This is a genomic window from Kineosporia succinea (genome assembly GCF_030811555.1).
GTDB classification, from domain to species: Bacteria; Actinomycetota; Actinomycetes; order Actinomycetales; family Kineosporiaceae; genus Kineosporia; species Kineosporia succinea.
The window spans coordinates 7,956,739-7,978,646 of sequence record NZ_JAUSQZ010000001.1 but is presented as its reverse complement, the minus strand read 5'-3'; the positions used below and the strand labels follow the sequence as shown (position 1 = coordinate 7,978,646).

Annotated in this window: 15 protein-coding genes; 4 read left to right on the top strand and 11 right to left on the bottom strand. The window is 71.4% G+C overall.

The window, feature by feature from the left end:
- The first annotated feature begins 14 nt into the window (after nucleotides 1-14).
- Nucleotides 15-812: a DeoR/GlpR family DNA-binding transcription regulator gene (locus tag J2S57_RS34900; protein ID WP_307250841.1), complete on the top strand. Its 798-nt coding sequence runs from the start codon at nucleotides 15-17 to the stop codon at nucleotides 810-812.
- Nucleotides 813-872: 60 nt separating this feature from the next.
- Here the strand turns inward: J2S57_RS34900 and J2S57_RS34895 are convergent, their stop codons facing one another.
- From J2S57_RS34895 to tkt, 9 genes are all read right to left on the bottom strand, one after another.
- Complete coding sequence (locus J2S57_RS34895; protein WP_307250839.1) at nucleotides 873-2,420, bottom strand: GGDEF domain-containing protein; 1,548 nt, start codon at nucleotides 2,418-2,420, stop codon at nucleotides 873-875.
- A 65-nt stretch (nucleotides 2,421-2,485) separates the two neighbouring features.
- A complete protein-coding gene (locus J2S57_RS34890; RefSeq protein ID WP_307250837.1) occupies nucleotides 2,486-4,051 on the bottom strand; it encodes a tetratricopeptide repeat-containing diguanylate cyclase in 1,566 nt (521 codons plus the stop codon).
- A 218-nt stretch (nucleotides 4,052-4,269) separates the two neighbouring features.
- Nucleotides 4,270-6,591: a flagellar hook assembly protein FlgD gene (locus J2S57_RS34885; RefSeq protein ID WP_307250835.1), complete on the bottom strand. Its 2,322-nt coding sequence runs from the start codon at nucleotides 6,589-6,591 to the stop codon at nucleotides 4,270-4,272.
- A gap of 238 nt (nucleotides 6,592-6,829) precedes the next feature.
- Nucleotides 6,830-7,558: a 6-phosphogluconolactonase gene (gene pgl / locus J2S57_RS34880; RefSeq protein WP_307250833.1), complete on the bottom strand. Its 729-nt coding sequence runs from the start codon at nucleotides 7,556-7,558 to the stop codon at nucleotides 6,830-6,832.
- The gene (gene opcA, locus J2S57_RS34875) at nucleotides 7,555-8,484 is read right to left on the bottom strand and encodes a glucose-6-phosphate dehydrogenase assembly protein OpcA (RefSeq protein WP_307250830.1); all 930 of its coding nucleotides are present in this window, start codon (nucleotides 8,482-8,484) and stop codon (nucleotides 7,555-7,557) included. Before opcA ends, pgl begins: the two co-directional genes overlap by 4 nt.
- Nucleotides 8,481-10,025 carry a glucose-6-phosphate dehydrogenase gene (gene zwf, locus J2S57_RS34870; protein WP_307250828.1) on the bottom strand — a complete coding sequence of 515 codons (1,545 nt, stop codon included), beginning with the start codon at nucleotides 10,023-10,025 and terminating at the stop codon, nucleotides 8,481-8,483. The genes opcA and zwf overlap by 4 nt, the downstream gene beginning before the upstream one ends.
- Nucleotides 10,026-10,256: 231 nt before the next feature.
- On the bottom strand, nucleotides 10,257-11,885 hold the full coding sequence (locus J2S57_RS34865) for a phosphoglucose isomerase-related protein (protein ID WP_370882743.1): 1,629 nt from the start codon (nucleotides 11,883-11,885) through the stop codon (nucleotides 10,257-10,259).
- A 44-nt stretch (nucleotides 11,886-11,929) separates the two neighbouring features.
- The gene (gene tal, locus J2S57_RS34860) at nucleotides 11,930-13,051 is read right to left on the bottom strand and encodes a transaldolase (protein WP_307250823.1); all 1,122 of its coding nucleotides are present in this window, start codon (nucleotides 13,049-13,051) and stop codon (nucleotides 11,930-11,932) included.
- A gap of 136 nt (nucleotides 13,052-13,187) precedes the next feature.
- Nucleotides 13,188-15,296 (bottom strand): transketolase, encoded by a 2,109-nt coding sequence (tkt, locus tag J2S57_RS34855; protein WP_307250821.1) that lies wholly within the window; start codon nucleotides 15,294-15,296, stop codon nucleotides 13,188-13,190.
- 425 nt (nucleotides 15,297-15,721) lie between these two features.
- Between tkt and J2S57_RS34850 the strand changes: the two genes are divergently transcribed.
- The 3 genes from J2S57_RS34850 (at nucleotide 15,722) to J2S57_RS34840 (ending at nucleotide 19,754) form a co-directional block, all read left to right on the top strand.
- Complete coding sequence (locus tag J2S57_RS34850; protein WP_370882742.1) at nucleotides 15,722-16,711, top strand: heme o synthase; 990 nt, start codon at nucleotides 15,722-15,724, stop codon at nucleotides 16,709-16,711.
- Between the two features lie 238 nt (nucleotides 16,712-16,949).
- On the top strand, nucleotides 16,950-17,291 hold the full coding sequence (locus J2S57_RS34845) for a hypothetical protein (protein ID WP_307250816.1): 342 nt from the start codon (nucleotides 16,950-16,952) through the stop codon (nucleotides 17,289-17,291).
- Between the two features lie 204 nt (nucleotides 17,292-17,495).
- Nucleotides 17,496-19,754 carry a putative bifunctional diguanylate cyclase/phosphodiesterase gene (locus tag J2S57_RS34840; RefSeq protein WP_307250814.1) on the top strand — a complete coding sequence of 753 codons (2,259 nt, stop codon included), beginning with the start codon at nucleotides 17,496-17,498 and terminating at the stop codon, nucleotides 19,752-19,754.
- A gap of 490 nt (nucleotides 19,755-20,244) precedes the next feature.
- Here J2S57_RS34840 and J2S57_RS34835 read toward each other — a convergent pair whose 3' ends face one another.
- The gene (locus J2S57_RS34835; protein ID WP_307250812.1) at nucleotides 20,245-20,745 is read right to left on the bottom strand and encodes a DUF4240 domain-containing protein; all 501 of its coding nucleotides are present in this window, start codon (nucleotides 20,743-20,745) and stop codon (nucleotides 20,245-20,247) included.
- A 33-nt stretch (nucleotides 20,746-20,778) separates the two neighbouring features.
- A complete protein-coding gene (locus J2S57_RS34830; RefSeq protein ID WP_307250810.1) occupies nucleotides 20,779-21,897 on the bottom strand; it encodes a calcium-binding protein in 1,119 nt (372 codons plus the stop codon).
- Nucleotides 21,898-21,908: the final 11 nt, after the last annotated feature.

Here is a 21,908-nt window from a genome sequence, read left to right as displayed (position 1 = left end):
GACTGACGCCCGCCATGACTGAAGAGACCCCGCTGATCCCCGACCAGCGCCGGGAGCTGCTGCTGAAGCACCTGCAGCGCGAACGGGTGCTGTCGGTGCACCAGCTCACCGACCTGCTCGAGGTCTCGCACATGACGGTGCGGCGGGACATCGCCACGCTCGAACGTGAGGGCCGGGTCGTGCCGGTGCCCGGCGGTGTCCGCATCGCCGGCCCGGCCCGGCACCTGGAGGCCGAGGAGTCCCGGCTCGACAAGGCCCGGGTCGAGCCGGCCGGCAAGGCCGCGATGGCGGCGCGGGCCGCGGCCGAGGTCCTCACCGACCGGATGACCGTGTACCTCGACGCCGGCACCACGATCGCCCAGCTGGTACCGCACCTGGTGCGGCTGAGCGGGATGACCGTCGTGACCAACGATTTCGCGGTGGTGGACGACCTGCTCGCCTCCGGTGCGGACGTCGAGGTCATCCACACCGGGGGAGCGGTCGACCGGCAGAACCGTTCCAGCGTGGGCATTCTGGCCACCGCCGTGCTCGAGCGCATCGCCCTCGACGTGGCGTTCGTGTCGAGCAGCTCGTGGGACCTGCGCCGCGGCGTGACCACGCCCTACCCGGACAAGGTCGCCGTCAAGCAGGCCGCGATGGCCAGTGCCTCCGAGTCGGTGCTGGTGGCGGGCAGTTCCAAGTACGGGCGGTTCGGCATGTACCGGGTCTGTGAGCTGCCGGCGCTCTCGACCGTGGTCACCGACGCGGGGCTCGACCCGGCCGACGCGGCGGCGATCCGGGAGGCCGGGGTCAATCTGGTGCAGGCCGGCTGAGGAACCCGCGCTCCTGCTCCGGCGTGAGCCCGCTCCACGGACCGCCCGTACCCGAGGAACTCATCGCACCCGGTTGCGCCCGACCGCCTTGGCCTCGTAGAGCTGGGCGTCGGCCCGGGACAGCAGGGTGGCGCGGTTGTCGCCGGGTTCGGCCACGGCGACGCCGGCGCTCAGGGTGATCACGCGGCCGGGGGTGAGGCGCGACCAGTCCTGCCCCTCCACCGCGGCGCGGCAGAGTTCGGCGACCTCCCGGGCGCCGCGGGCGGCGTCGGCCATCACGACGAGCAGTTCCTCGCCTCCCAGGCGGGCGGCGAACGAACTGCCGGAGGACGCGTGGGTCGCCTCGGCGAGGCAGGCGTCCAGGACGCGGGCGACGACGCGGAGCACCTCGTCGCCGACCTCGTGCGAGTACGTGTCGTTGACGGACTTGAAGTGGTCGAGGTCGATGAGGGCCACGCCCAGGGTGTGCGAGGACTCGATGAGGGGCCCGAGGTGCTCCTCGACGTAGAGGCGGTTGCGCAGTCCGGTGAGCGGGTCGCGGCGGGCCTCCTCGCGGTAGCGGGCGGCCTCCTCCCGGGCCCGGTCGGTCTCCTCCCGGGCCTGGCCGGTCTCGAACACGGCCTGGCGCGAGCGGGCGGCGGCCTCCCGCTGGGCGGAGAGCAGCTCCTGGTCGGCGGTGTGGAACTCGCGGTAGCGGTGGAAGGCGGCCTCCCACTCGCCGCGTCCGGCCAGCAGTTCGGCCTCCTGCTCGAGGATGCGGACCTTGACCCGGCCGTGCCCTTCGGGACCACAGGCGGCACGAGCCCGGGCCAGGCTCTCGGCGGCCTGCTCGGGGAGGCCGAGCAGGCGCTGCGCGATGCCGAGGGTGAGCAGGTGCTCGGGCCGGGCGTCGGAGACCTTGGTGTCCATCCGGTCGGTGACGTCGACGGCCTGGTGGGCGGTCTCGAGCGCGGCGCGGTAGTCACCGCGCAGGAGGTGCACGTTGGCGATGGTGTCGAGCACCCCGGCGTTGAGGGGGCGCTTGTGCCGGGTGCTGAGCTCGGCGAGCAACCGGGCCTGGGCCTGGGCGTCGTCCAGGTCGCCAGCCGTGAGGGAGCTGTAGGCGCGGTTGTTCGCGACCATGATCTGCATGTGGGCGTCGCCGTCGGCGAGTTCCTCGGCGCGGCCGTACCAGAGCAGGCTGTCCTCGCGGTCGCCGAGGTCGTCGAGCAGGTCGGCGCCGGTGAGCATGACCCGGGTGCGCAGACGGCGGGTGACGTCGGGACCGAAGGCGGCCACCGCGTCCATGATCCGGTCGAGAGCCGTGGCCTGGTCGCCGAAGTCGTTGTAGACCCGGGCCATCACCCAGGCGCCACGCACCACGAGCTCGGGCGGGAGCGGGCCGTGCTCGCGGCTGGTGTTGACCAGCTGGGCGGCGATGCTCTGGTGGCCCTCACGCCCGGCGGCCTCGGCCTGCCAGATCAGCGCGGTGGCGACGGAGAGGCTGTCGTCGAGACGACGGGCCAGCTGTTCCAGCTCGAAGGCGACGTGCCGGGCCCGTGAGGGGTCGGAGCCGACCAGGTCGTCGAGGTCGGCCAGACGCACCGCGAGCAGCGCGCGGTCGCGCATGACCGTTCCTGATGCCGTGCCTTCCAGCATCTTTCGCCCCGTTCCCTCGTGGTAAGCCGGTGTGCTCAGATCGCGTCCGTGCAGATGCGGTTGCGCCCGGCCGATTTCGCCGCGTACAGCTGGGCGTCGGCCCGGGCCAGCAGTGACGACCGGGTGTCTTCCGCGGTGGCGGTCGCGATCCCGCCGCTGAGAGTGACGACCCGCCCGGGGGTGATCGGTGACCAGGCGTACCCGCGCACCGCGGCCCGCACGTCGTCCACGATCCGCAGGGCCGTGCCACGGTCGTCGGTGGCCAGGATGAGCAGCAGCTCCTCGCCGCCCAGGCGGGCCGCGAACGAGCCGGGGGCCCGGGCCGCTGCGGCGTCGAGGAGCCCGGCGACCACCCGCAACACCTCGTCGCCGACCTCGTGCGAGAACGTGTCGTTGACCGACTTGAAGTGGTCGAGGTCGAGCAGCGCGACGCTCAGAACCCCGGTGTGCGAGGGTTGTTCCCGCAGCATCAGCGGCAGTCGTTCCTCGACGTAGAGCCGGTTCCACAGGCCGGTGAGCGGGTCGCGGCGGGCCTCCTCGCGGTAGCGGGCGGCCTCCTCGCGGGCCGTGACGGTCTCGAAGATCGTCTGCCGGGCGCGGGCCTGGGCCTCGCGCTGCTGCGAGAGCAGTTCCTGGTCGGCGAGGTAGAACGCCTTGTGCGTCTCGTAGGCGGCGCGGTAGTCGCCGAGCGCGGCGCGCACCTCGGCCTCCTCCTCGAGGATGCGGGCCTTGGTGCGGGCGAAACCCTCGGGTCCGCACAGGGCCCGGGCCCGTTCGAGGGTGCGGGCCGCGGTGGCCGCCTCGCCCAGTTCGCGCTGTGCGACCGCGAGGGTGAGCAGGTACTCGGGCAGCGCGTCGGCGACCTTCGTCTCGAGCGTCTGGGTCGCGTCCACGGCGCGCCGGGAGGTCTCGGCGGCCGCGGCCGGGTCGCCGCGCAGGAGGTGGATGCGTGCGACGGTGTCGAGGGCGTCGGCGTTCAGGGGGCGCCCGTAGTGCTCGCTCAGGGTGGTCAGCAGACGGGCCTGCTCCAGGGCCTCGTCGCCCTCGCCGGCCTCGAGCGCCCCGTAGGCCCGGTTGTTCACCACGAGCATGTGCATGCGCCCGTCGCCCTGGGCCAGTTCCTCGGCGCGGGAGTACCAGATCAGCGAGTCCTCGCGGGCGCCGAGCTCGTCGAGCAGGTCGGCGACCTTGATCAGGACGCGGGTGCGCAGGCGGCGGGGGACGTCGTCGGTGAACGCGCCCACCGCGTCCATCACGTGTTCCAGGGCGGTGGGCCGGTCGCCGAGGTCGGTGTGCACACGGGACAGCAGCCAGGACGCGCGCACGGCGTGCTCGGCGGTCAGCGGGGCCAGGGTCTCGCGGGTGCGGGTGATGACGCCGGCCGAGGCCGCCGGGTCGCCGTCACGCTGGTGCGCCTCGGCCTGCCAGAGCAGGGCGCTGACGGTGGAGTCGTGGTCGCCGGCCTGCTCGGCGGCCTCCTGCAGACGGCGTGCACGGTCGAGGGCCCGGGCCGGGTCGAACCCGACGACGTCGTCGAGCGCCGCCAGTTCCTCGGCCAGGTCGTGCGTCACCTGGGCCCGGGGCTGGTTCACCTCGATCACAACCCCGCGCCTTTCTGACGATCCCTGACCTGAGGACAATCGGTCGCTGGAATGCCGTTCTTGACCGATCAGGTCCGTTCCCGGCTCCTCCCGGCTCACAGTCTGGCGGGTTGTCAACTCTCCGAGTGGGCAGAATCGGTGATTGTCCAGAACTGTCCCCGCGCCGTTATGGCCGTTGCGACACCCTGTGTACCGTCCGTGCGTGGTCACCGCCCCGCTCACCGGGCCGGCGGGCCGGCCCGGCTGATCCGTACGGTGCCGGTGAGGGTGCGCTCACCGCGGATCCCGACGGCCGCGCCCTCGCCGTCGGTGGCGGAGGCCTCGAGCTCCCAGCGGTAGGTGCCGGCGGCCAGGGACCTGCCCGAACCACTGAGCCCGTCGAAGGTGAGGTCGCGGACGCTGCCGTCCGGCCCGGTGCCGTTCAGGGTGCGCAGGACCGATCCGGTCTTCGTCGAGCGGATCAGGAGTCTCACCGCGGTGACCGGCTTGCTCAGGTCGAACTGGGGCGACCAGGTGTCGGCGCGGCCGTCGCCGTCGGGCGTGAAACCGGCCGGGGCGTAGGTGCCGATGAGTCGCGGCCGGTACTTCTCGGTGTAGAAGCTGCGGTACACGACGAGCGCCCCGCTGGTGACGCGGCGGGCCAGGTAGTGGTCGTCGAGGTGGAGCAGGGTGCCCGAGCCCGGGTAGGCGGCGGGTCGCGAGGAGTTGTTCCGGGTGTCGACGAGATACGTGCGGGTGCCCACGTTCCAGGCCAGGGTGCCTTCCCCGAGCGTCAGTTCGGTGAGGACGCCGGTGGTGCGGAACCGGCGCACGGTCGCCGCCCGCAGGGTGATCTCGCGCGGTCCGGACTGGTAGGCCACGGTGTCGCCCCAGATCGCCACCTTCGCGCCGGAGACCTTGACGGCGGCCAGCTTTCCGGGGTTCGAGCGGGATCGCGGCCGATCGAGGTCACGCAGCCAGATGTCCTCGTGGCCGGGCCGGGCGGCGGCGCGGGAGTAGATCAGGCGGGGGCCGTAGAGATCGTCCTGCCCGGTGGCCGGGGCGGTGGCGGTGCTCGCTCCCGGACGTGAGTACAGGCGGGTGCCGGCCGGGTCGTAGACGTGACCGGCCGCCAGCACGAACGGGCCGGACGCGTCCGGGTGCCGGGTGTCGATCTCCTGCGTGCGGCCGGACCACCAGGCCTGCGTCACGCTGCCGGTGAGGCGGCCGCGGTCGAGCAGGCGCCAGGTGAAGCGGGCCGGTTGCAGCACCCCGCTGATCACGCCCCGCCCGGCCGAGAAGTCCATGCTCTGCGCGCTGCCGTCGAGATAGCCGGTGCGGTAGGGGAAACGGGTCTCGTCGCCGAGCACCGGCCGGCCCAGCCCGGTCACCGGACGCGACCACACGGCCATCGGGGGCCGCGCCCCCAGGGGCGTCCGGCCGTCGTCGGGGAAGTAGTCGTCGGCGGAGTAGACCCGCCCGGCGGCCATGGCGAGCGCGGTGACGGGCAGATCCGGTGCGTCCACCGTGGCCACCCGCGAAAGTGTGCTCGCCGCGACCGCGTACACCCCCGCGTCCCCGGTTCGCCCGCCCGCACCCACGAGGTAGCGCGGCCCGTCCGCGATCAGGCCGCCCGAATCATCGGGCAGGACAACGGTGCTCACCGTGCCCGTGGTGCTGATCGTGCGCAGCCGCCACACGTTGTCGGCCGCGATCACGTAGCCCATCCCGTGCTCACCGGCGACCCGGTGCACCGAGTCGGCCGCGTCGTCCGTCTCCGAGTACCCGAAAACCGTTCCGTCGGAGCGGTCCCGCACCCGGATCGCCTGGGGTTCCCCGGCGATCGTGGGCCCGGTCCAGAAGATGCTCGTGGCCGAGACGCCGAAGTCGGCGATCGCCGGTTCGGTCGCCACCCGGGTCACCCGGCCGTTGCCGAACTCGACCAGGTCGAGATAGGTCTCGGTGTGCGCGTCGTTCTCGCTCCGCACCACCAGCGCGTCGTCGGCCAGCTCGACCCGGCCGGGCGAACGGCCCGGCCGGGCGAGGGTGGTCGCGCTGCCGTCGTCGAAACGCGTGGCGACCAGGTCGTTCCCGGACCAGCCGAGCCAGCTGTCGGCGGTGAACGCGATCGGCCGCGTGGTCACCGTGCCCAGTTCGGTGTCGGTGCCGGTGATCACGTTCACCCGGTGCATCTCGTAGCGCGTGATCGTGCCGGGATGGTCGAGCACCCATCCGGCCTGCTGGCCCACGACCCCCAGCCAGGTGACCTCCCCGATCAGGTCGGCGGGAACCGGGTAGGCGCGGCGCGTCAGGTGATCGGTGCCGGTGTAGAGGTCCCAGGTGTGACCCGGTACCGGCGTCAGCATCTGCACCGCGTAGCCCTCGCCCGAGCCGCCGAGCAGGTTCAGGCTCACCTGCGGCACGGCGTGGAACGGGGCCTGCGTGGAGTTCTCGCCGGCCGTGGCGCTCGTCGGCGCCAGCAGCCAGGCGCCCAGCAGTGCCAGGGCCGCGAGCAGCCCGCCCGCCCGGATCAGGACGGTCCTACGGCCGGGACGGCTCATCAGGCGACCCCCACTTCGCTGTGAGGCTCCATTGTCGTCACGGGATCCGGCCGTCAGGGCCCTGATCCACTGTTCGGCGGCGCTTTCCGACCGGGTCGTCCGGGGGGCATCGGCCGTTCGGGCGTGAGGACGACGTGGGGGCCGACGGCTGCCGGTTACCGGTTGTCCCGACCCGCGGCAGAACAAGGACGCCGGTGGGCACCCACGGTGCCCACCGGCGTCCTCAAGCCGTTGCTCTCTAGAGCTTCGAGGCGGCCGCCCGGTCGAGCAGCCACAGCGTGCGCCCGGTGCCGTGCACGGCACCGGCGGGCAGGTCCTGACCGCCCAGCGCACCGGCCACGGCGTCGGCCTTGCCCTCGCCACCGGCGAGCAGCCACACCTGACGCGCGGCACGGATCGCGCCCAGCGTCAGGGAGATCCGCTCGGGCGGGGGCTTGGGCGACTCGCGCACCGCGATCGCCGTGCCCTCGGTGACCGCGTAGCCCGGGTGGCCCGGGAACAGCGAGGCCACGTGCCCGTCCGGCCCGACGCCCAGCAGCAGCACGTCGAACGCGGTCGGCCCGTCACCGAAGGCGGCGGCGAGCTCGGACGCGTAGGCGGCGGCCGCGGCGTCCAGATCGAGACCGGCGTCGGAGGCGGCGGCCACGTGCACCCGCTCGGGCTCCAACGGCAGAGCACCGAGCAGGTACTCGTGCGCCTGCACCTCGTTGCGCTCACCGTCACCGGCGGGCAGGAACCGCTCGTCGCCCCACCACAGGTCGACGCGCGACCAGTCGACGGTGTCCCGGGCCGGTGAGGCGGCGACGGCCTTGAGCAGGGCGCCGCCGTTCGAGCCGCCGGTGAGCACGACATGGGCCGTGCCCCGGGCGTTCTGGGCGTCGCTGATCTCGGTGATCAGCCGGGCCGCGGCGGCCGCGGCCAGCGCCGTGCCGTCCTCGTAGACGAAACGCTCGGACTTCGAGGTCATGCGGAGGCCCCCTCTCGGATACGCGGCATGCCCTTCGTGAGCACGTCGGCGAACAGCTCGTCGGGGTCGAGCCGGCGCAGCTCCTCGGTGAGGCACTCCACGTCGGTGCGCCGGTGCAGCGCGACCCGGCGGGTGGGCTGACCGGGCTGGGTCATGGTGGCGACCGTTCCGTCTTCCCGCACGATCGAGATCTCGCCGGAGGCGCGCGTCAGGTGCACCCCGACCATGCCGGTGCCGGGCTCGGTGTGCTCGACGGTGACCGGGATGTCGAGGGCGTGGGCCAGCCAGGCGGCCATCAGCTCGACGCTCGGCTTGTCGGCCGCACCCCGCACCACGGCGGAGGTGACGTCCTCGTACGGCGGCTGGTCGAGCGCCGCCGCGAGCAGGGCCCGCCAGCGGGTCAGGCGGCTCCACGACAGGTCGGTGGTGCCGGGGGCGGCCACCTTCGACAGCTGCTCCAGCGCCGCGCACGGGTCGGCGGCCTTGGCGGTGTCGACGATGCGTCGCGTGGCCATGGTGCCGATGCGCTCGCTCAGCGGGTCGGCCGGGGGCTCGCCGGCCCACCAGACCACGACCGGCGCGTCGGGCAGGAGCAGCGGCGTGACCAGGGCGGAACCGTGCTCGGCGAGTTCACCGAACAGACGCAGCACGATCACCTCGCTGGCCCCGGCGTCACCGCCGACCCGGATCTGCGCGTCGAGCCGCGCGTCGCCGTCGGTGGTGCCGCGCACGACGACCAGCACGCGCGAGGGGTGCTCCCGGCTGGCGTCGTTGGCGGTGCCGACCGCTTCGTCGGAGCCCTCCTCGTCGGTGACCAGGATGAGCGTGAGCACCCGGCCGAGGGCGACGGCGCCGCTCTCGCCCCGGGCCTCGACGAGGCGCTTGCTGACCTCGTTGGTGGTGGTGTTCGGCAGGTCGACGATCACGGGACCCTCCAGCTACGTCCGTCGCGGGCCAGCATCTCGTGGGCCGAGGCCGGGCCCCACTGGCCGGGGTAGTAGGCCTCGGGCTGCTTGCCGCCGTTCTCCCAGTGCTCGGTGAACGGGTCGAGGATCTTCCAGGACAGCTCGACCTCCTCGTGCCGCGGGAACAGCGGCGGGTCGCCGAGCAGCACGTCGAGGATCAGGCGCTCGTAGGCCTCGGGGGAGGACTCGGTGAACGACTCGCCGTAGCTGAAGTCCATGTTCACGTCGCGCACCTCCATCGCCGTGCCCGGCACCTTGGAGCCGAAGCGGATGGTGACGCCCTCGTCGGGCTGCACGCGGATGACGATGGCGTTCTGGCCGAGCTCACCGGAGGCGGTGTTGTCGAACGGCAGGAACGGCGCGCGCTTGAACACCACCGCGATCTCGGTGACGCGGCGGCCCAGGCGTTTGCCGGCCCGCAGGTAGAACGGGACGCCGGCCCAGCGGCGGGTCTCGATGTCGACGCGGATCGCGGCGAAGGTCTCGGTGATCGAGTCCGGCGCGATGCCGTCTTCCTCGAGGAATCCCTTGACCGCCTCGTTGCCCTGGTAGCCCTTGGAGTACTGGCCCCGGGCGGCGGCCGAGTCGAGGTCGGCGGGCACCCGCACCGCGGAGAGCACCTTCTCCTTCTCGGCGCGCAGGTGACCGGCCTCGAAGGAGATGGGCTCCTCCATCGCGGTCAGCGCGAGGAGCTGCAGCAGGTGGTTCTGGATCACGTCGCGCGCGGCGCCGATGCCGTCGTAGTACCCGGCGCGGCCGCCGATGCCGATGTCCTCGGCCATCGTGATCTGCACGTGGTCGACGTAGTGGGCGTTCCAGATCGGCTCCCACAGCTGGTTCGCGAAGCGCAGCGCCAGCAGGTTCTGCACCGTCTCCTTGCCCAGGTAGTGGTCGATGCGGAACACCGAGTCGGGCGGGAACACCGACTCCACGACCTCGTTCAGCTCGCGGGCGCTCTCGAGGTCGTGCCCGAAGGGCTTCTCGATGACCACGCGGCGCCAGGAGTCGCCGTCCTGCCGGGAGAGGCCGGAACGAGCCAGCTGCTTCGTCACCACCGGGAACGCGCCCGGCGGGATCGACAGGTAGAAGGCGTAGTTGCCGTTGGTGCCGCGGGTCTCGTCGAGCTCGGCCAGCGTCCGCGCCAGCTGGTCGAACGCCGCGTCGTCGTCGAAGTTGCCCTGCACGAAGCGCAGGCCCTCGGCGAGCTGGTCCCACACCTCGGTGCGGAACGGCGTGCGCGCGTAGCGGCTGACGGACGCCTTGACCTGCTCGGCGAAGTCGGCGTCGGACCACTCGCGGCGGCCGTAGCCGACCAGCGAGAAGCCCGGCGGCAGCAGGCCGCGGTTGGCCAGGTCGTAGATGGCCGGCATCAGCTTCTTGCGGGCCAGGTCGCCGGTGACCCCGAACATCACCAGGCCGCTGGGGCCGGCGATCCTGGGGAGCCTGCGGTCACGGTCGTCGCGCAGCGGGTTCTCGCTGGCACTCACCCGGGTCGGGCTCACCGTTGTTCCTCTCAGAGCTGTACAGAAAATGGTGGACGCCGGTCGGGCCGGCGAGCGCACGTACTGGGGACCAAGTCTGGCGCAGTCCCCGGCATTCCCGTCAAGTGCACGAGAAGGGTGGTTCCGTTGGTCCCAGGGACCGGCGGAACCACCCTTCTGCGAGTGCTCTTCGGGGCGGAACACGCTCGTGCGCGCAAGATCTCGCGTGTCTCGCCCCGACGGGAGAATCTTTTACCGGCTGAGCACCTGGATCAGCTTCTTCAGCCCGGCCTCGCGGTCGGTCAGGTGCAGGCGCAGCACCGGCCGGTCGTGCTGGGCGAGCACGCCCGCGTCACCGGCGGCCTGGGCCCCGATGAGCTTGCCGAAGGTGAACGGCCGGTCCGGGATCTCCAGGTCCTTGGCGTTGTCCGCCGTGATCTGGAGGTAGACCCCGACCGGGGCGCCACCCTTGTGGAACTGCCCGGTGGAGTGCAGGAACCGCGGCCCCCACCCGAAGGTGACGGGGCGGTTCGTGCGCTGGGCCAGCGGGTCGCGCACGCCTTCCAGCTCGCTCTCGGCGAGCCGGTCGAGGTACGCCATGACGGCCAGGTAGCCGCGGCCCGGCAGCTGCGCGAGCAGCGCGTCCACCGCCGCCTCGACCGTCGTGGCGCCACCGAGAAGGCCGGGCGTGGCCCGGATCTCGATCCCGCCGTCGACGGCGTCGGCCGGGGTGGGCTCCGGCGTGGCGTCGAGCAGGCCGCGGGCGGCGACCTTCGCGCTCTCCACGTCGGGCTGGTCGAACGGGTTGATCCCGACCAGGCGCCCGGCCACCGAGGTGGCGTACTCCCAGAGCAGGAACTGCGCACCGAGCGGGCCGTTGACCGTCACCGACGCGGCGGCGTCGGTCGCGGTCGGAGCCGTGGTGGAGTCCGAGCCGATCGGGGCCAGCCGCACCACGACCGTGTCGTCACCGGGGGTGGTGACGTCCGGGGCGTTCGGCGAGGCGACGACCGGCAGCAGGCCGGTGCCCTCCTTGCCGGTGCTCTCGGCGATCAGCTGCTCGGCCCAGTCGCCGAAACCGCTGATGCCCGAGCCGTAGTCGGCGAAGACGATCTTGTCCCGGAAGCCGTTGGAGCCCGGCGTGGGGGACCCGCCGAGCACCGCGCCGAGCACCAGGCCCGGGTTGGACTCGGTGTCCTCGGCGAGCTGGTCGCTGACCGCGGCCGCCTCGTCGAGCAGGGCGCCCACGTCGACACCGGCCAGACCGGACGGCACCAGGCCGAACGCGGTCAGCGCCGAGTACCGGCCGCCGATCGTCGGGTCGGCGCTGAAGACCGCGCGGTAGCCGGCCTCGGCCGAGGCCTTCTCCAGCGGGGAGCCCGGGTCGGTGACGACCACGATGCGGCGCTTGGCGTCGATCCCGGCGGCCGTGAAGGCGGCCTCGAAAACCCGCCGCTGGCTGTCGGTCTCGACGGTGCCGCCGGACTTGCTGGAGACCACGACGACCGTGCGCTCCAGCTCGACCAGCGCGCTGCGGACCTGACCCGGGTCGGTGGTGTCCAGCACGACCAGCTCGACGCCGGCCGTCTTGGTGATCACCTCGGGGGCCAGGGACGAGCCGCCCATGCCGGCCAGCACGACCCGGTCGACGCCCTCCGCGAGCAGCTCGGCCCGCAGCGACTCGATCGGCTCGACCAGCGGACGGGAGGAGTCGGCCAGGCCGACCCAGCCCAGGCGGACCGAGGCCTCGGAGACCGCGGCCTCGCCCCAGAGCGTCGGGTCCTTCTGCGCGATGCGCGAGGCCACCCGGTCGGAGACCAGGGTGGCGACGTGCTTCTCGACGGCCTTCAGTGCGTCCGGCCCAGCCGGCGTGACGGTCACGTCGGCCGCCACGTCATCGGCCGGCCATACGGCGGAGTCGTCGCTCACTCGGCAACCCGCGCCTTGGCGCGCTCCAGCTCGTCGGTCACCGTGCCCAGGAGCTCGGCCCAGCTCTTCTCGAACTTGTCGAGACCCTCGGTCTCCAGCAGCGTCACGACGTCGTTGTAGTCGATGCCCACGCCGGCGAGCGCGTTCATCGTCTCCGTGGCGGCGGCGTAGGAGCCGGTGATCGAGTCACCCTTGATCACGCCGTGGTCGAAGGTGGCCTCGAGCGTGGCGCCCGGCATGGTGTTGACCGTGTTCTTCGCGACCAGCTCGGTCACGTAGAGCGTGTCGGGGAGCTTCGGGTCCTTGACGCCGGTGGAGGCCCACAGCGCGCGCTGCGGGTGGGCGCCGGCGGCGGCGAGCTCGGCCCAGCGGGCGGTGGCGATGCTCTCCTCGTAGACCTGGTAGGCGAGCTGCGCGTTGGCGACGCCGGCCTTGCTCTTGAGGGCGAGGGCCTCGTCGGTGCCGACCGCGGTCAGGCGCTTGTCGATCTCGGTGTCCACGCGGGACACGAAGAACGAGGCGACGGAACGGATCGTGGACAGGTCGATGCCCTTGGCCTTGGCCTGCTCGAGACCGGCCAGGTAGGCGTCGATCACGGCGCGGTAGCGCTCGAGCGAGAAGATCAGCGTGACGTTGACGCTGATGCCCTCGGCGATAACGGCGGTGATCGCGGGCAGGCCCTCGACGCTCGCCGGGATCTTGATCATGGCGTTCGGGCGGTTGACCGTGGACCAGAGCTTCTTGGCGCTCTCGATCGTGCCCTGGGTGTCGCGGGCCAGGCGCGGGTCGACCTCGATCGAGACCCGGCCGTCCTGGCCGTCGGTGCTCTCGAACAGCGGCTTGAACACGTCGGACGCGGAGCGCACGTCGTCGGTCGTGATCTCGAAGACCGCGGTGTCGACGTCGGCGTTCTTCTTGGCCAGGGCGTCGACCTGGTCCTGGTAACGGTCACCCTTCGAGAGGGCGTTGGCGAAGATCGTCGGGTTCGTGGTGACCCCGAGGATGTTGCGCTCGTCGATCAGCTTCTGCAGGTCGCCGCTCTCCAGCAGTTCGCGGGAAAGGTCGTCCAGCCAGACCGAGACGCCTGCGGCCGCAAGGTCTTTGACAGCGTTACTCACGAGATGGGCCTCCAGTTGCGGTGCCGTGCGGCATCCGCACGGCTCATATCGAATTCCGGCCTGCGCCGTCCGTGACTGCGGTGGCACGGACGGCGGGCCGGGGTGTTACTGGTCTTGCGGGAGGTTCAGGCCAGGATCAGGCCTCGGTGGCGCGCAGGCTCTCCTTGGCGGCCTCGACCACGGCCTCCGTGGTGATGCCGTACTCCTTGAAGATCCGCTTGTAGTCGGCGGACGCGCCGTAACCCTCGACCGAGATGCTGCGGCCGGCGTCACCGACGAAGTCGCGCCAGCCCAGGGCCAGACCGGCCTCGACCGAGACACGCGCCTTCACGGTGTGCGGCAGCACACTCGCCTTGTAGTTGGCGTCCTGCTCGTTGAACCACTCGACACAGGGAACCGAGACCACCCGGGTCGGAATTCCCTCGGCCTGCAGCACCTCGCGCGCGGCGACGGCGAGCTGGACCTCCGAGCCGGTGCCCATGAGGATGACCTTGGGGTCGCCCCCGTCGGCCTCGGCCAGGACGTACGCGCCCCGGGCCACACCCTCCGGGCCGTTGAAGCCGGGGGCCTCACGGTCGTAGGTGGGCAGGTTCTGGCGGGACAGGATCATCCCGACCGGACCGGAGTTGCGCTCCAGGTTGGCGCGCCACGCCCAGGCGGTCTCGTTGGCGTCGGCCGGGCGGACGATCGACAGGTTCGGGATCGCGCGCAGGGCCGCCAGGTGCTCGACCGGCTGGTGCGTCGGGCCGTCCTCGCCCAGACCGATGGAGTCGTGGGTCCAGACGTAGGTGACCGGGATGTTCATCAGCGACGTGAGCCGGACGGCGCCACGCATGTAGTCGCTGAACTGCAGGAACGTACCGCCGTAGGGGCGGGTGTTGCCGTGCAGGCGGATACCGGCCAGGATCGAGCCCATCGCGTGCTCGCGGATGCCGAAGTGCAGCGTGCGGCCGTACGGGTTGCCGCTCCACGTGCTGGTCGAACGGTGCGACGGGATGAAGGACGGCTCGCCCTCCATGGTCGTGTTGTTCGACTCGGCGAGGTCGGCCGAACCGCCCCACAGCTCCGGCAGGACCGGGGCCAGGGCGCTCAGGACCGCACCGGACGCCTTACGGGTCGAGACGTCCTTGCCGGCCGGGAAGGACGGCAGCGCCTTCTCCCAGCCGTCGGGCAGCCGGCCGGCGGCCAGACGCTCGTGCAGCGACGCCTGCTCCGGGTTGGCGGCCTCCCAGGCCTTGAAACCCTCGAGCCAGGCCGACTTCAGCGACCGGCCGCGGTCGACGGCACCCCGGACGTGCTCGAACACCTCGGGGTCGACGTAGAAGTCCTGGTCGGTCGGGAAACCGAGGAGCTCCTTGGTGGCCTTGATCTCGTCCAGGCCGAGCGCGGAGCCGTGCGAGGCACCCGTGCCCTGCTTGGTCGGGGCCGGCCAGGCGATGATGGTGCGGAGCAGGATGATCGACGGCTTCGAGGTCTCGGCCTTGGCCGCCTCGATCGCGTCGTACAGGGCCTGCACGTCTTCGACGTACTCGCCGGTGACGGTCCAGTCGACCTTCTGCACGTGCCAGTGGTACGACTCGTACCGCTTGGCGACGTCCTCGGTGAAGGCGATGTCGGTGTCGTCCTCGATGGAGATGTGGTTCTGGTCGTAGATCACGACCAGGTTGCCCAGCTCCTGGTGACCGGCGATCGACGAGGCCTCGGCGGTGACACCCTCCTGGAGGTCACCGTCGGACGCGATCACGTAGACGTGGTGGTCGAACGGGCTCTCGCCCGCGGCCGCCTCCGGGTCGAACAGGCCACGCTCGCGGCGGGCGGCCATCGCCATACCCACCGCGGAGGCCAGACCCTGGCCCAGCGGGCCGGTGGTGATCTCGACGCCGGCCGTGTGGCCGTACTCGGGGTGACCGGGGGTCAGCGAGCCCCAGGTGCGCAGCGCCTTGAGGTCTTCGAGCTCGAGGCCGTAGCCGGCGAGGAAGAGCTGCACGTACTGCGTGATGCTGGAGTGACCGGCGGAGAGCACGAAGCGGTCACGGCCGACCCAGTTGGGGTCGCTCGGATCGTGCTTCATGACCTTCTGGTAGAGCATGTAGGCCGCGGGGGCGAGGCTCATGGCCGTACCCGGGTGACCGTTGCCGACCTTCTGCACCGCGTCCGCGGCGAGCAGTCGCACGGTGTCCACCGCGCGCTTGTCCAAGTCGGTCCACTCGAGCCCGTTGGTGGCGCTGGTTGCGGTGTCTGTCACGACGATCCGGATCCTTCCCTTGCATGGTCTTCTCAAGATCGAGCCTAGACCCGGCGGGTGAGCCCAGCCGTTCCAGACGCGAGTGGAACTCTTGCAGGTGAGCCGTGGCCGCCGATGTCCGGACAGATTTTACGTCAGCCCGACGACAATGAGGCAACACGAGATCGGTGTCACACCGTCCCGGGTCCCACTTCGGAACGACCGGGGCGCTTCTGAACCGCTTCTGAGCAGTGCAGACCCATGATCACCGGATCTGAGCACGCAACTCACTGGGGTTACCCGAGCGTTCTGCCGAGCTTTGAACTGCGTTACGGGGTGCCGCGTCCGGAAGGGCGGAAGGGCCCGCGTAGAGTGACGCCCGTCCGAATCTGAACATCGAGGGAATTGTGACTGCAGTCGAACCTCGCCCGGCACCGCCCTCGGGGCTGACGGCGCCGCCAACGCATGTCCCGACCGTGCCCGCGCTGAGGGCGGCTTTCCCCGAGCTGACGGGCGAGAGCGAGCTCTTCCTCGTCCGGGCCAAGCGCTCGCACAAGCTGCGCCGGTCGGTCGCCGCGTACATCGCGCTCACCAAGCCCCGCATCATCGAGCTGCTGCTCGTCACCACGGTGCCGGCCATGATGCTGGCCGAGCGGGGCGTGCCCTCGCTGTGGCTGGTCCTGGCCACGCTCTTCGGCGGATCGCTCGCCGCGGGCAGTGCCAACGCGCTGAACATGTACATCGACCGCGACATCGACGCGGAGATGAAGCGCACGGTGAACCGCCCGCTGGTCACCGGCGAGGTCAGCCCGCGCGGCGCCCTCACCTTCGGCCTGGCGCTCGGCGTGATCGCGTTCGCGGTGCTGGCCGTGCTGGTGAACGTGCTGTCGGCGGTGCTCGGCCTGGCGGCGATCCTGCTCTACGTCGTGGGCTACACGATGATCCTGAAACGCCGCACCCCGCAGAACATCGTGTGGGGCGGCGTGGCCGGGTGCCTGCCCACGCTCATCGGCTGGTCGGCGGTGACGAACAGCCTCAGTCTCGCGCCGTTCGTGCTGTTCGGCATCGTGTTCCTGTGGACGCCGCCGCACTACTGGCCGCTGTCCATCAAGTACCGCGAGGACTACGCCAAGGCCGGTGTGCCGATGCTGCCCGTGGTCGCCGACCCCAAGGTCGTCGGCAAGCAGATCGTCATCTACTCGTGGGCCATGGTGCTGTGGTCTCTGCTGCTGATCCCGGCGGCCGACACCGGCTGGGTCTACACGATCGGGGCCCTGGTCACTGGCGGCTACTTCCTCTACGAGGCGCATGCGCTGTACGGCCGGTCGAAGCGTGAGGAGGCTGAGCTCAAGCCGATGCGGCTGTTCCACGGCTCGATCACCTACCTGACCGTGCTGTTCCTGGTCGTCGCGATCGACCCGCTGCTGCACTTCTGACGTACGCGTCGCGAAGGGCCCCGGCTGACGAGCCGGGGCCCTTCGCCGTGTCCGGCTTCCGGCGCCCGATGCGAATCGGACTGGAGGCACCCAGGTTCACCCGGGACGGCGGGCCCGCGCAGATCGGCGCGACGCTCGGGCGCATCGCGCGCGACGCGGACCAGGCCGGTCCGCGGAGGTTTTCCCGTACCCGCGCATCATCGGCGGCGGCTGGGGAGACAAGAAGACGCTCCGCCTCGTGCCCCGCCACAGCGACGCCTGCAACCTGTTCAACAGCGGCGACCACCACGTCCTCAAACACCGACTCGACGTGCTGGGCGGCCACTGCGAGACCGAGGGCCGCGACCTCGACTCCCCGCACCGCACGGTGCTCTCGAGCCTGCACCTCACCCGCGACGGCGCCCGCCGGGAGGAGCCGGAGCCCCGATCAGCGGTCGAGCGGTTCGCCCGCCCGGCCGAGCTGGGCATCGACGAGGTGATCGCGAACAGCCCGGTGGTGTCCGAGCCGAAGGTTTTCGAGCTGTTCGCGCAGGTGGCCCAGGGGTCGGCTGCGGTGGTGCCGGCGGTGCGAACGCCCTAGTCTGGGCCTTACGTGGCACGCGCGGTGCCCGATTGCTACGCGGAAACCGGCTTTCACTGGGCCGTTCGAGCGAACCGACTGCCGCAGAGTGAAGATCGATCACGCTGCGTGCTTGAGTCCGGCCTCCCGAAGCCGAATCTAATCAGCATGAGGGAGACGTCGAGGACCATCACAGCCCGGCCCTTGCCGATGATCCTCCCTCTGGTGGGGTTGCTCGTGCTGGCCGTACCCGCCGGCCACCCGGACGTGCAGCCGTGGTTGCTGCTCGCCGGGACGTGGGTGGCTGTGGGCGCCACGCTCGGAGGAATCGCCTGGTACCGGCCCGCCGAGTGGATCGCCTGGAGCCTGGTCGCGGGAATGCTGGGGCTGTGGGGCGGAGCGGGCCTGGTCGGCCTGCTGAACGAGGATGCCGCTGCTGTCGGTGCGGCCCTCGTGATCGCGGGACAGATGTGTGCCGTGGGTGTCGTGGTCCGGCTGTTCTGGATCCGGCGCCACGGTCAGCAGGAAGCGGTGGGCAAGGCGCGGTACGTGTTCTTCCCGGGCGCCGTCGAGGAGTTCGGGGGACGGTGGGACCGGTTCTCCCGGTACGCCGACCTGCTGCTCCTCGTCGGTGTCTTCGGAGTGGTGGTCGCCCAGGTGGTGGCGACCGTGCGGGCTCTTCCCACCGGGGTCTCGGTCGTGGCGGCCGTGATCCCCGTGATCGACGTGGTGCTCGGCGGGCTGCTGGTGCGGTTCCTGATCTCCCGGGACCGTCTCCCGCGCAGCACCTTTCTCGGGGTGCTGGCCGCGATCCTGACCGTCGTCAACGACCTGGTGGTCGTGGTCGGCACGGGGGAGCGGGCCCCGCTGCACAACCAGTTCGCCCAGGTGGCCGCGGTGGTCGCCGTCGGGCTGTTCGTCTGGGCGCCGCTGGAACCCTCGATGCACGCGGCGTTCTCGCCCCAGGCCCTGCTGCGGCGGCGCTCGGAGTCCTCGCGCCTGGTCGCGCTGATGCCTCTGGCCGCCGTGCCCGTGCTGCTGTACGTCATCGGCGCGGACCTGCTGCCCGGCCTGGTCTACGTGCTCACCGGGGTGCTCGTGGCCATGGTGGCCCTGGTGCGCGGTGCCGCCGCGGTGCTCGACAACGAGCGCCTGGCCGACCGCGACTGGTACACCGGCCTGCTCAACCGGCGGGGGATGGTGCTCGCCTTCCGCGAGCTCGCCCCCACCGCCGAATCGCCCTGGCAGCTCGCCCTTCTCGACGTCGACGACTTCAAGCAGGTCAACGACACGTTCGGGCACTACGCCGGTGACGACCTGCTGGTGCAGATCGCCCGCCGGCTGCGGGGCCAGATGTCGCCGGACGCGATCCTGGGACGTCCCGGCGGCGACGAGTTCGTGCTGATCCTCCCGCCCGGGCACACCCCGGTCGAGGCGATCAAGGACAAGGTGTTCGCCGCCCCGTTCGACGTGGCCGGTCACGAGATGCCGGTGCGGGTGAGCATCGGCGTGATCGAGCTGAACCTGCCCGACCGCGACGAGGCCGAGGTGTTCACCGAGGTGGACATCGCCGTCTACTCGGCCAAGGCCGCGGGCCGCAACACCGTGGTGGTCTACGACCCGAAGCAGCGTGACCAGGTGCTCGGCCGTCAGGCCCTGCTCACCGACCTGCGCCGCACGCTCGACGGAGACGTCACCGCGGGGACCTTCGAGGTGTACTACCAGCCCCTGGTCGAGCTCGGCACCGGCCTGATCACCGGCTGCGAGGCGCTCATGCGCTGGCGGCACACCGAACGGGGCATGGTGCGCCCCGACGACTTCTTCGGCCTGGCCGAGACCTCGGGCCTGGCCGGGGAACTCGACCGCTGGGTGCTGGGTGAGGCGCTGGCCCAGGTGGCCGCGTGGGAGCAGGAGGGCATCGGCTCGATCTACGTCAGCGTGAACCTGGGGCGCACCAGCATGCTCGACCCGCGCCTGGCCGAGGCCACGCTGCAGTCGCTGGAGCACGCCGGGGTCAAGCCGACGCAACTGCACCTGGAGATCACCGAGCACGACGAACTGCCGCCCGAGGCCGGGGCTCTCACCCTGGCCCTGCTCACCGAGGCCGGTGTGCGCGTCAGCCTCGACGACTTCGGTATCGGCTACACCTCGCTCGACTACCTGCACCGCTACCCGGTGCGCCAGCTCAAGCTCGACCGCTCGATCACCAGCAACCTGCAGACCGACCCGTCGTCACCGCTGCTCGAGGGCATCGTGGCGATGGCCCGCTCGCTGAAGGTCGACGTGGTGGCCGAGGGCATCGAGACCGAGCCCCAGCGTGAACGTCTGGCCGGGCTGGGCATCGCCTACGGCCAGGGCTACCACCTGTGCCGGCCGCAGCCCGCCGAGCTGATGACCGACCTACTGCGCCAGGCCGGTCCGGCCAAGCGCATCCCCTTCCCGCGCCCGGCCTCCGACAACACCGTGGTCAACCTGCCCGCCTGACGGGTGGAAACTCCCTGGCGGGGGAAAGCCCTTTGACGGGTGGGAGGGCTTTGACGGGTGGAGGGCTTTGACGGGTGGATGCCTTGACGAGTGGAAGGCCTTGATGGGCTGAGGCTCCCCGACGGGCCGAGTCTCGGCGGAAGACACACCCCCTATACCGAATGGGTATAGGGGGTGGTGCTGTTCCCGGCGCCGCGAAGCCCGGCGGTACGAGCCCTGCGGCCGGGCAGGAGCCCTGCACCGACGCACCCGCAGCCAGTGCACTTCGCGTGGCTATGCATGAGGGGAGCGGCTCCGGAGGCGTGGGTGCCGCAGACTCCATCAGGCGGGGCGGGGCGGGGCGAGACGCCGGGTGCTGGGTGCTGGGTGAGGCGGGACGCCGGGGGCGGGGAGCGGGGCGCGTGCCGGGGCGGTGTGAGATGAGGTCCGGGGCGGGGTGCCGTCCGGGGCGCCCGTCCTTTAGCCGACCGGCGCGTCTGCCATGGGGTCCCTAAAGGCAGACCGGCGCGAGAGACGGGTAGCGGCGCCGCATCTCGGACTCGTCGTCGAAGTCGAACGACTCACCCATGTCGCGGTCGTGCGCGACGGGTTCCTGCGGGAAGTCGGTGCCGCCGGTGGCCTGCCGCCAGGCCCGGGCCGGCACGTAGGTGACCTCTTCGTAGAACAGTGGCTCGAACTGGTCACCGCCCTCGGCCTGCACCTCCGGGTGTGTGGCGAGGCTGTCGGGCTGCTCGAGCCACTCCCGGCCCAGTGAGATCACCCCGGCACAGAAGTCGATGAACGCGTCGTCGGAACAGCCCCCGCCGATGAGGTAGGCCGCACCCCAGACGTCCCACCGGTACAGCTCGAGCTGCAACTCACCGAACCGCCGCCCGAATTCGACGATCTCGTCGCCCGGTAGCTGCCGCAGCCGGTTGAACAGCGCCTCGTCGAACGGGGCCGGAACCGCACGGGCCGCCTCGACGATCTCCCAGAACCTGTCGATCTCCACGAAAAAGCACTCTGCCAGAGACCACCGACAGTTTCAGCGCTCGTCGATCACGTTCCGGCCCGGGCCGCCGTGGAGGTTGTCGGTCCCGAGTCCACCGTGCAGCTGGTCGTCACCGCTGTTGCCGTAGATGGTGTCGTTGCCCTGGCGGCCCCACAGGCGGTCGTTGCCGCGTCCGCCGTAGACCACGTCGTCACCGTCACCGGCGTCGATCAGGTCGTTGCCGTCGTCGCCGTTGAAGGTGTGGATGCCGAAGGTCCCGTAGATCTTGTCGTTCCCGTTGCCGCCGGAGGCGATGCCCTCGCCGTAGACCCGGATCAGGTCGTCGTTGTTGCCGCCCATCACGAAGCTCAGGTCGCCGCCCGGACCGGTCTCGATCTGGTCGTCGCCGTTCTGCCCGTAGACCGAGCTGCCGTCGTGCCCGTCCTGCCCCGGCTCGGGCTGATCGGCCCGGGTCACGGCGCGGTCGTCACCGTCGCCCAGCCAGAACTGACTGGCGTAGAACTCCTGACCGCTCAGGTTGTGGAAGCGCACGGTGTCGTTACGGTCGCCGAGGTAGAACAGCCCGGCGTAGAACGGGTCTGCGTTGCCGGCGACGTCGAGCGAGCACACCACCTTGGTCGCGTCGGTGCGCACCGGGTGACGGCAGCCCGCGGTCGCCCGGATCGGGTACACGTCGTCGACCGTGTAGGAGTAGAGGTCGGTGCCGGTGCCGGCGCGCATAGTGACTGTGAGCCGGTTGGCCTGCCCGGGCGCCGAGGAGTAGACGAGCCGCTGCCTCTGTACCCCGGCGACCGCGGGCGCGCTGGAAGAGGTGGCTGCCGTGGGTGATCCCGAGCCGGCCTGAGCGGGCTGGAGGTGAGCGGGCTGGGCGTGAGCGGGCCGGGCCTGAGCGGGCCGGGCCTGGGTGGGCCGGGCGTGAGCGGGCTGGGCGTGAGCGGGCCGGGCGTGAGCGGGCCGGGCCTGGGTGGGCCGGGCGTGAGCGGACCGCGCGTCCGCGATCCTGGCCTCCGCAAGTCGGGCCTGAGCGGACCGGGTCGACGGGCCCGGCGAGACCGCGGCCTGCGTCGGCAGGCCCCCGGACGCCGCCTGTGCCGACGGCGCCAGCACGACGCCGACGGCCATCACGAACGGAAAAATGGTGTAAGCGCGCATCATTCAGCCCC

Coding starts and splice junctions, on each gene's coding strand:
- J2S57_RS34900 (WP_307250841.1), top strand. CDS start 15: ATGACTGAAGAGACCCCGCTGATCCCCGACCAGCGCCGGGAGCTGCTG.
- J2S57_RS34895 (WP_307250839.1), bottom strand. CDS start 2,420: ATGCGCGACCGCGCGCTGCTCGCGGTGCGTCTGGCCGACCTCGACGAC.
- J2S57_RS34885 (WP_307250835.1), bottom strand. CDS start 6,591: ATGAGCCGTCCCGGCCGTAGGACCGTCCTGATCCGGGCGGGCGGGCTG.
- pgl (WP_307250833.1), bottom strand. CDS start 7,558: ATGACCTCGAAGTCCGAGCGTTTCGTCTACGAGGACGGCACGGCGCTG.
- J2S57_RS34830 (WP_307250810.1), bottom strand. CDS start 21,897: ATGCGCGCTTACACCATTTTTCCGTTCGTGATGGCCGTCGGCGTCGTG.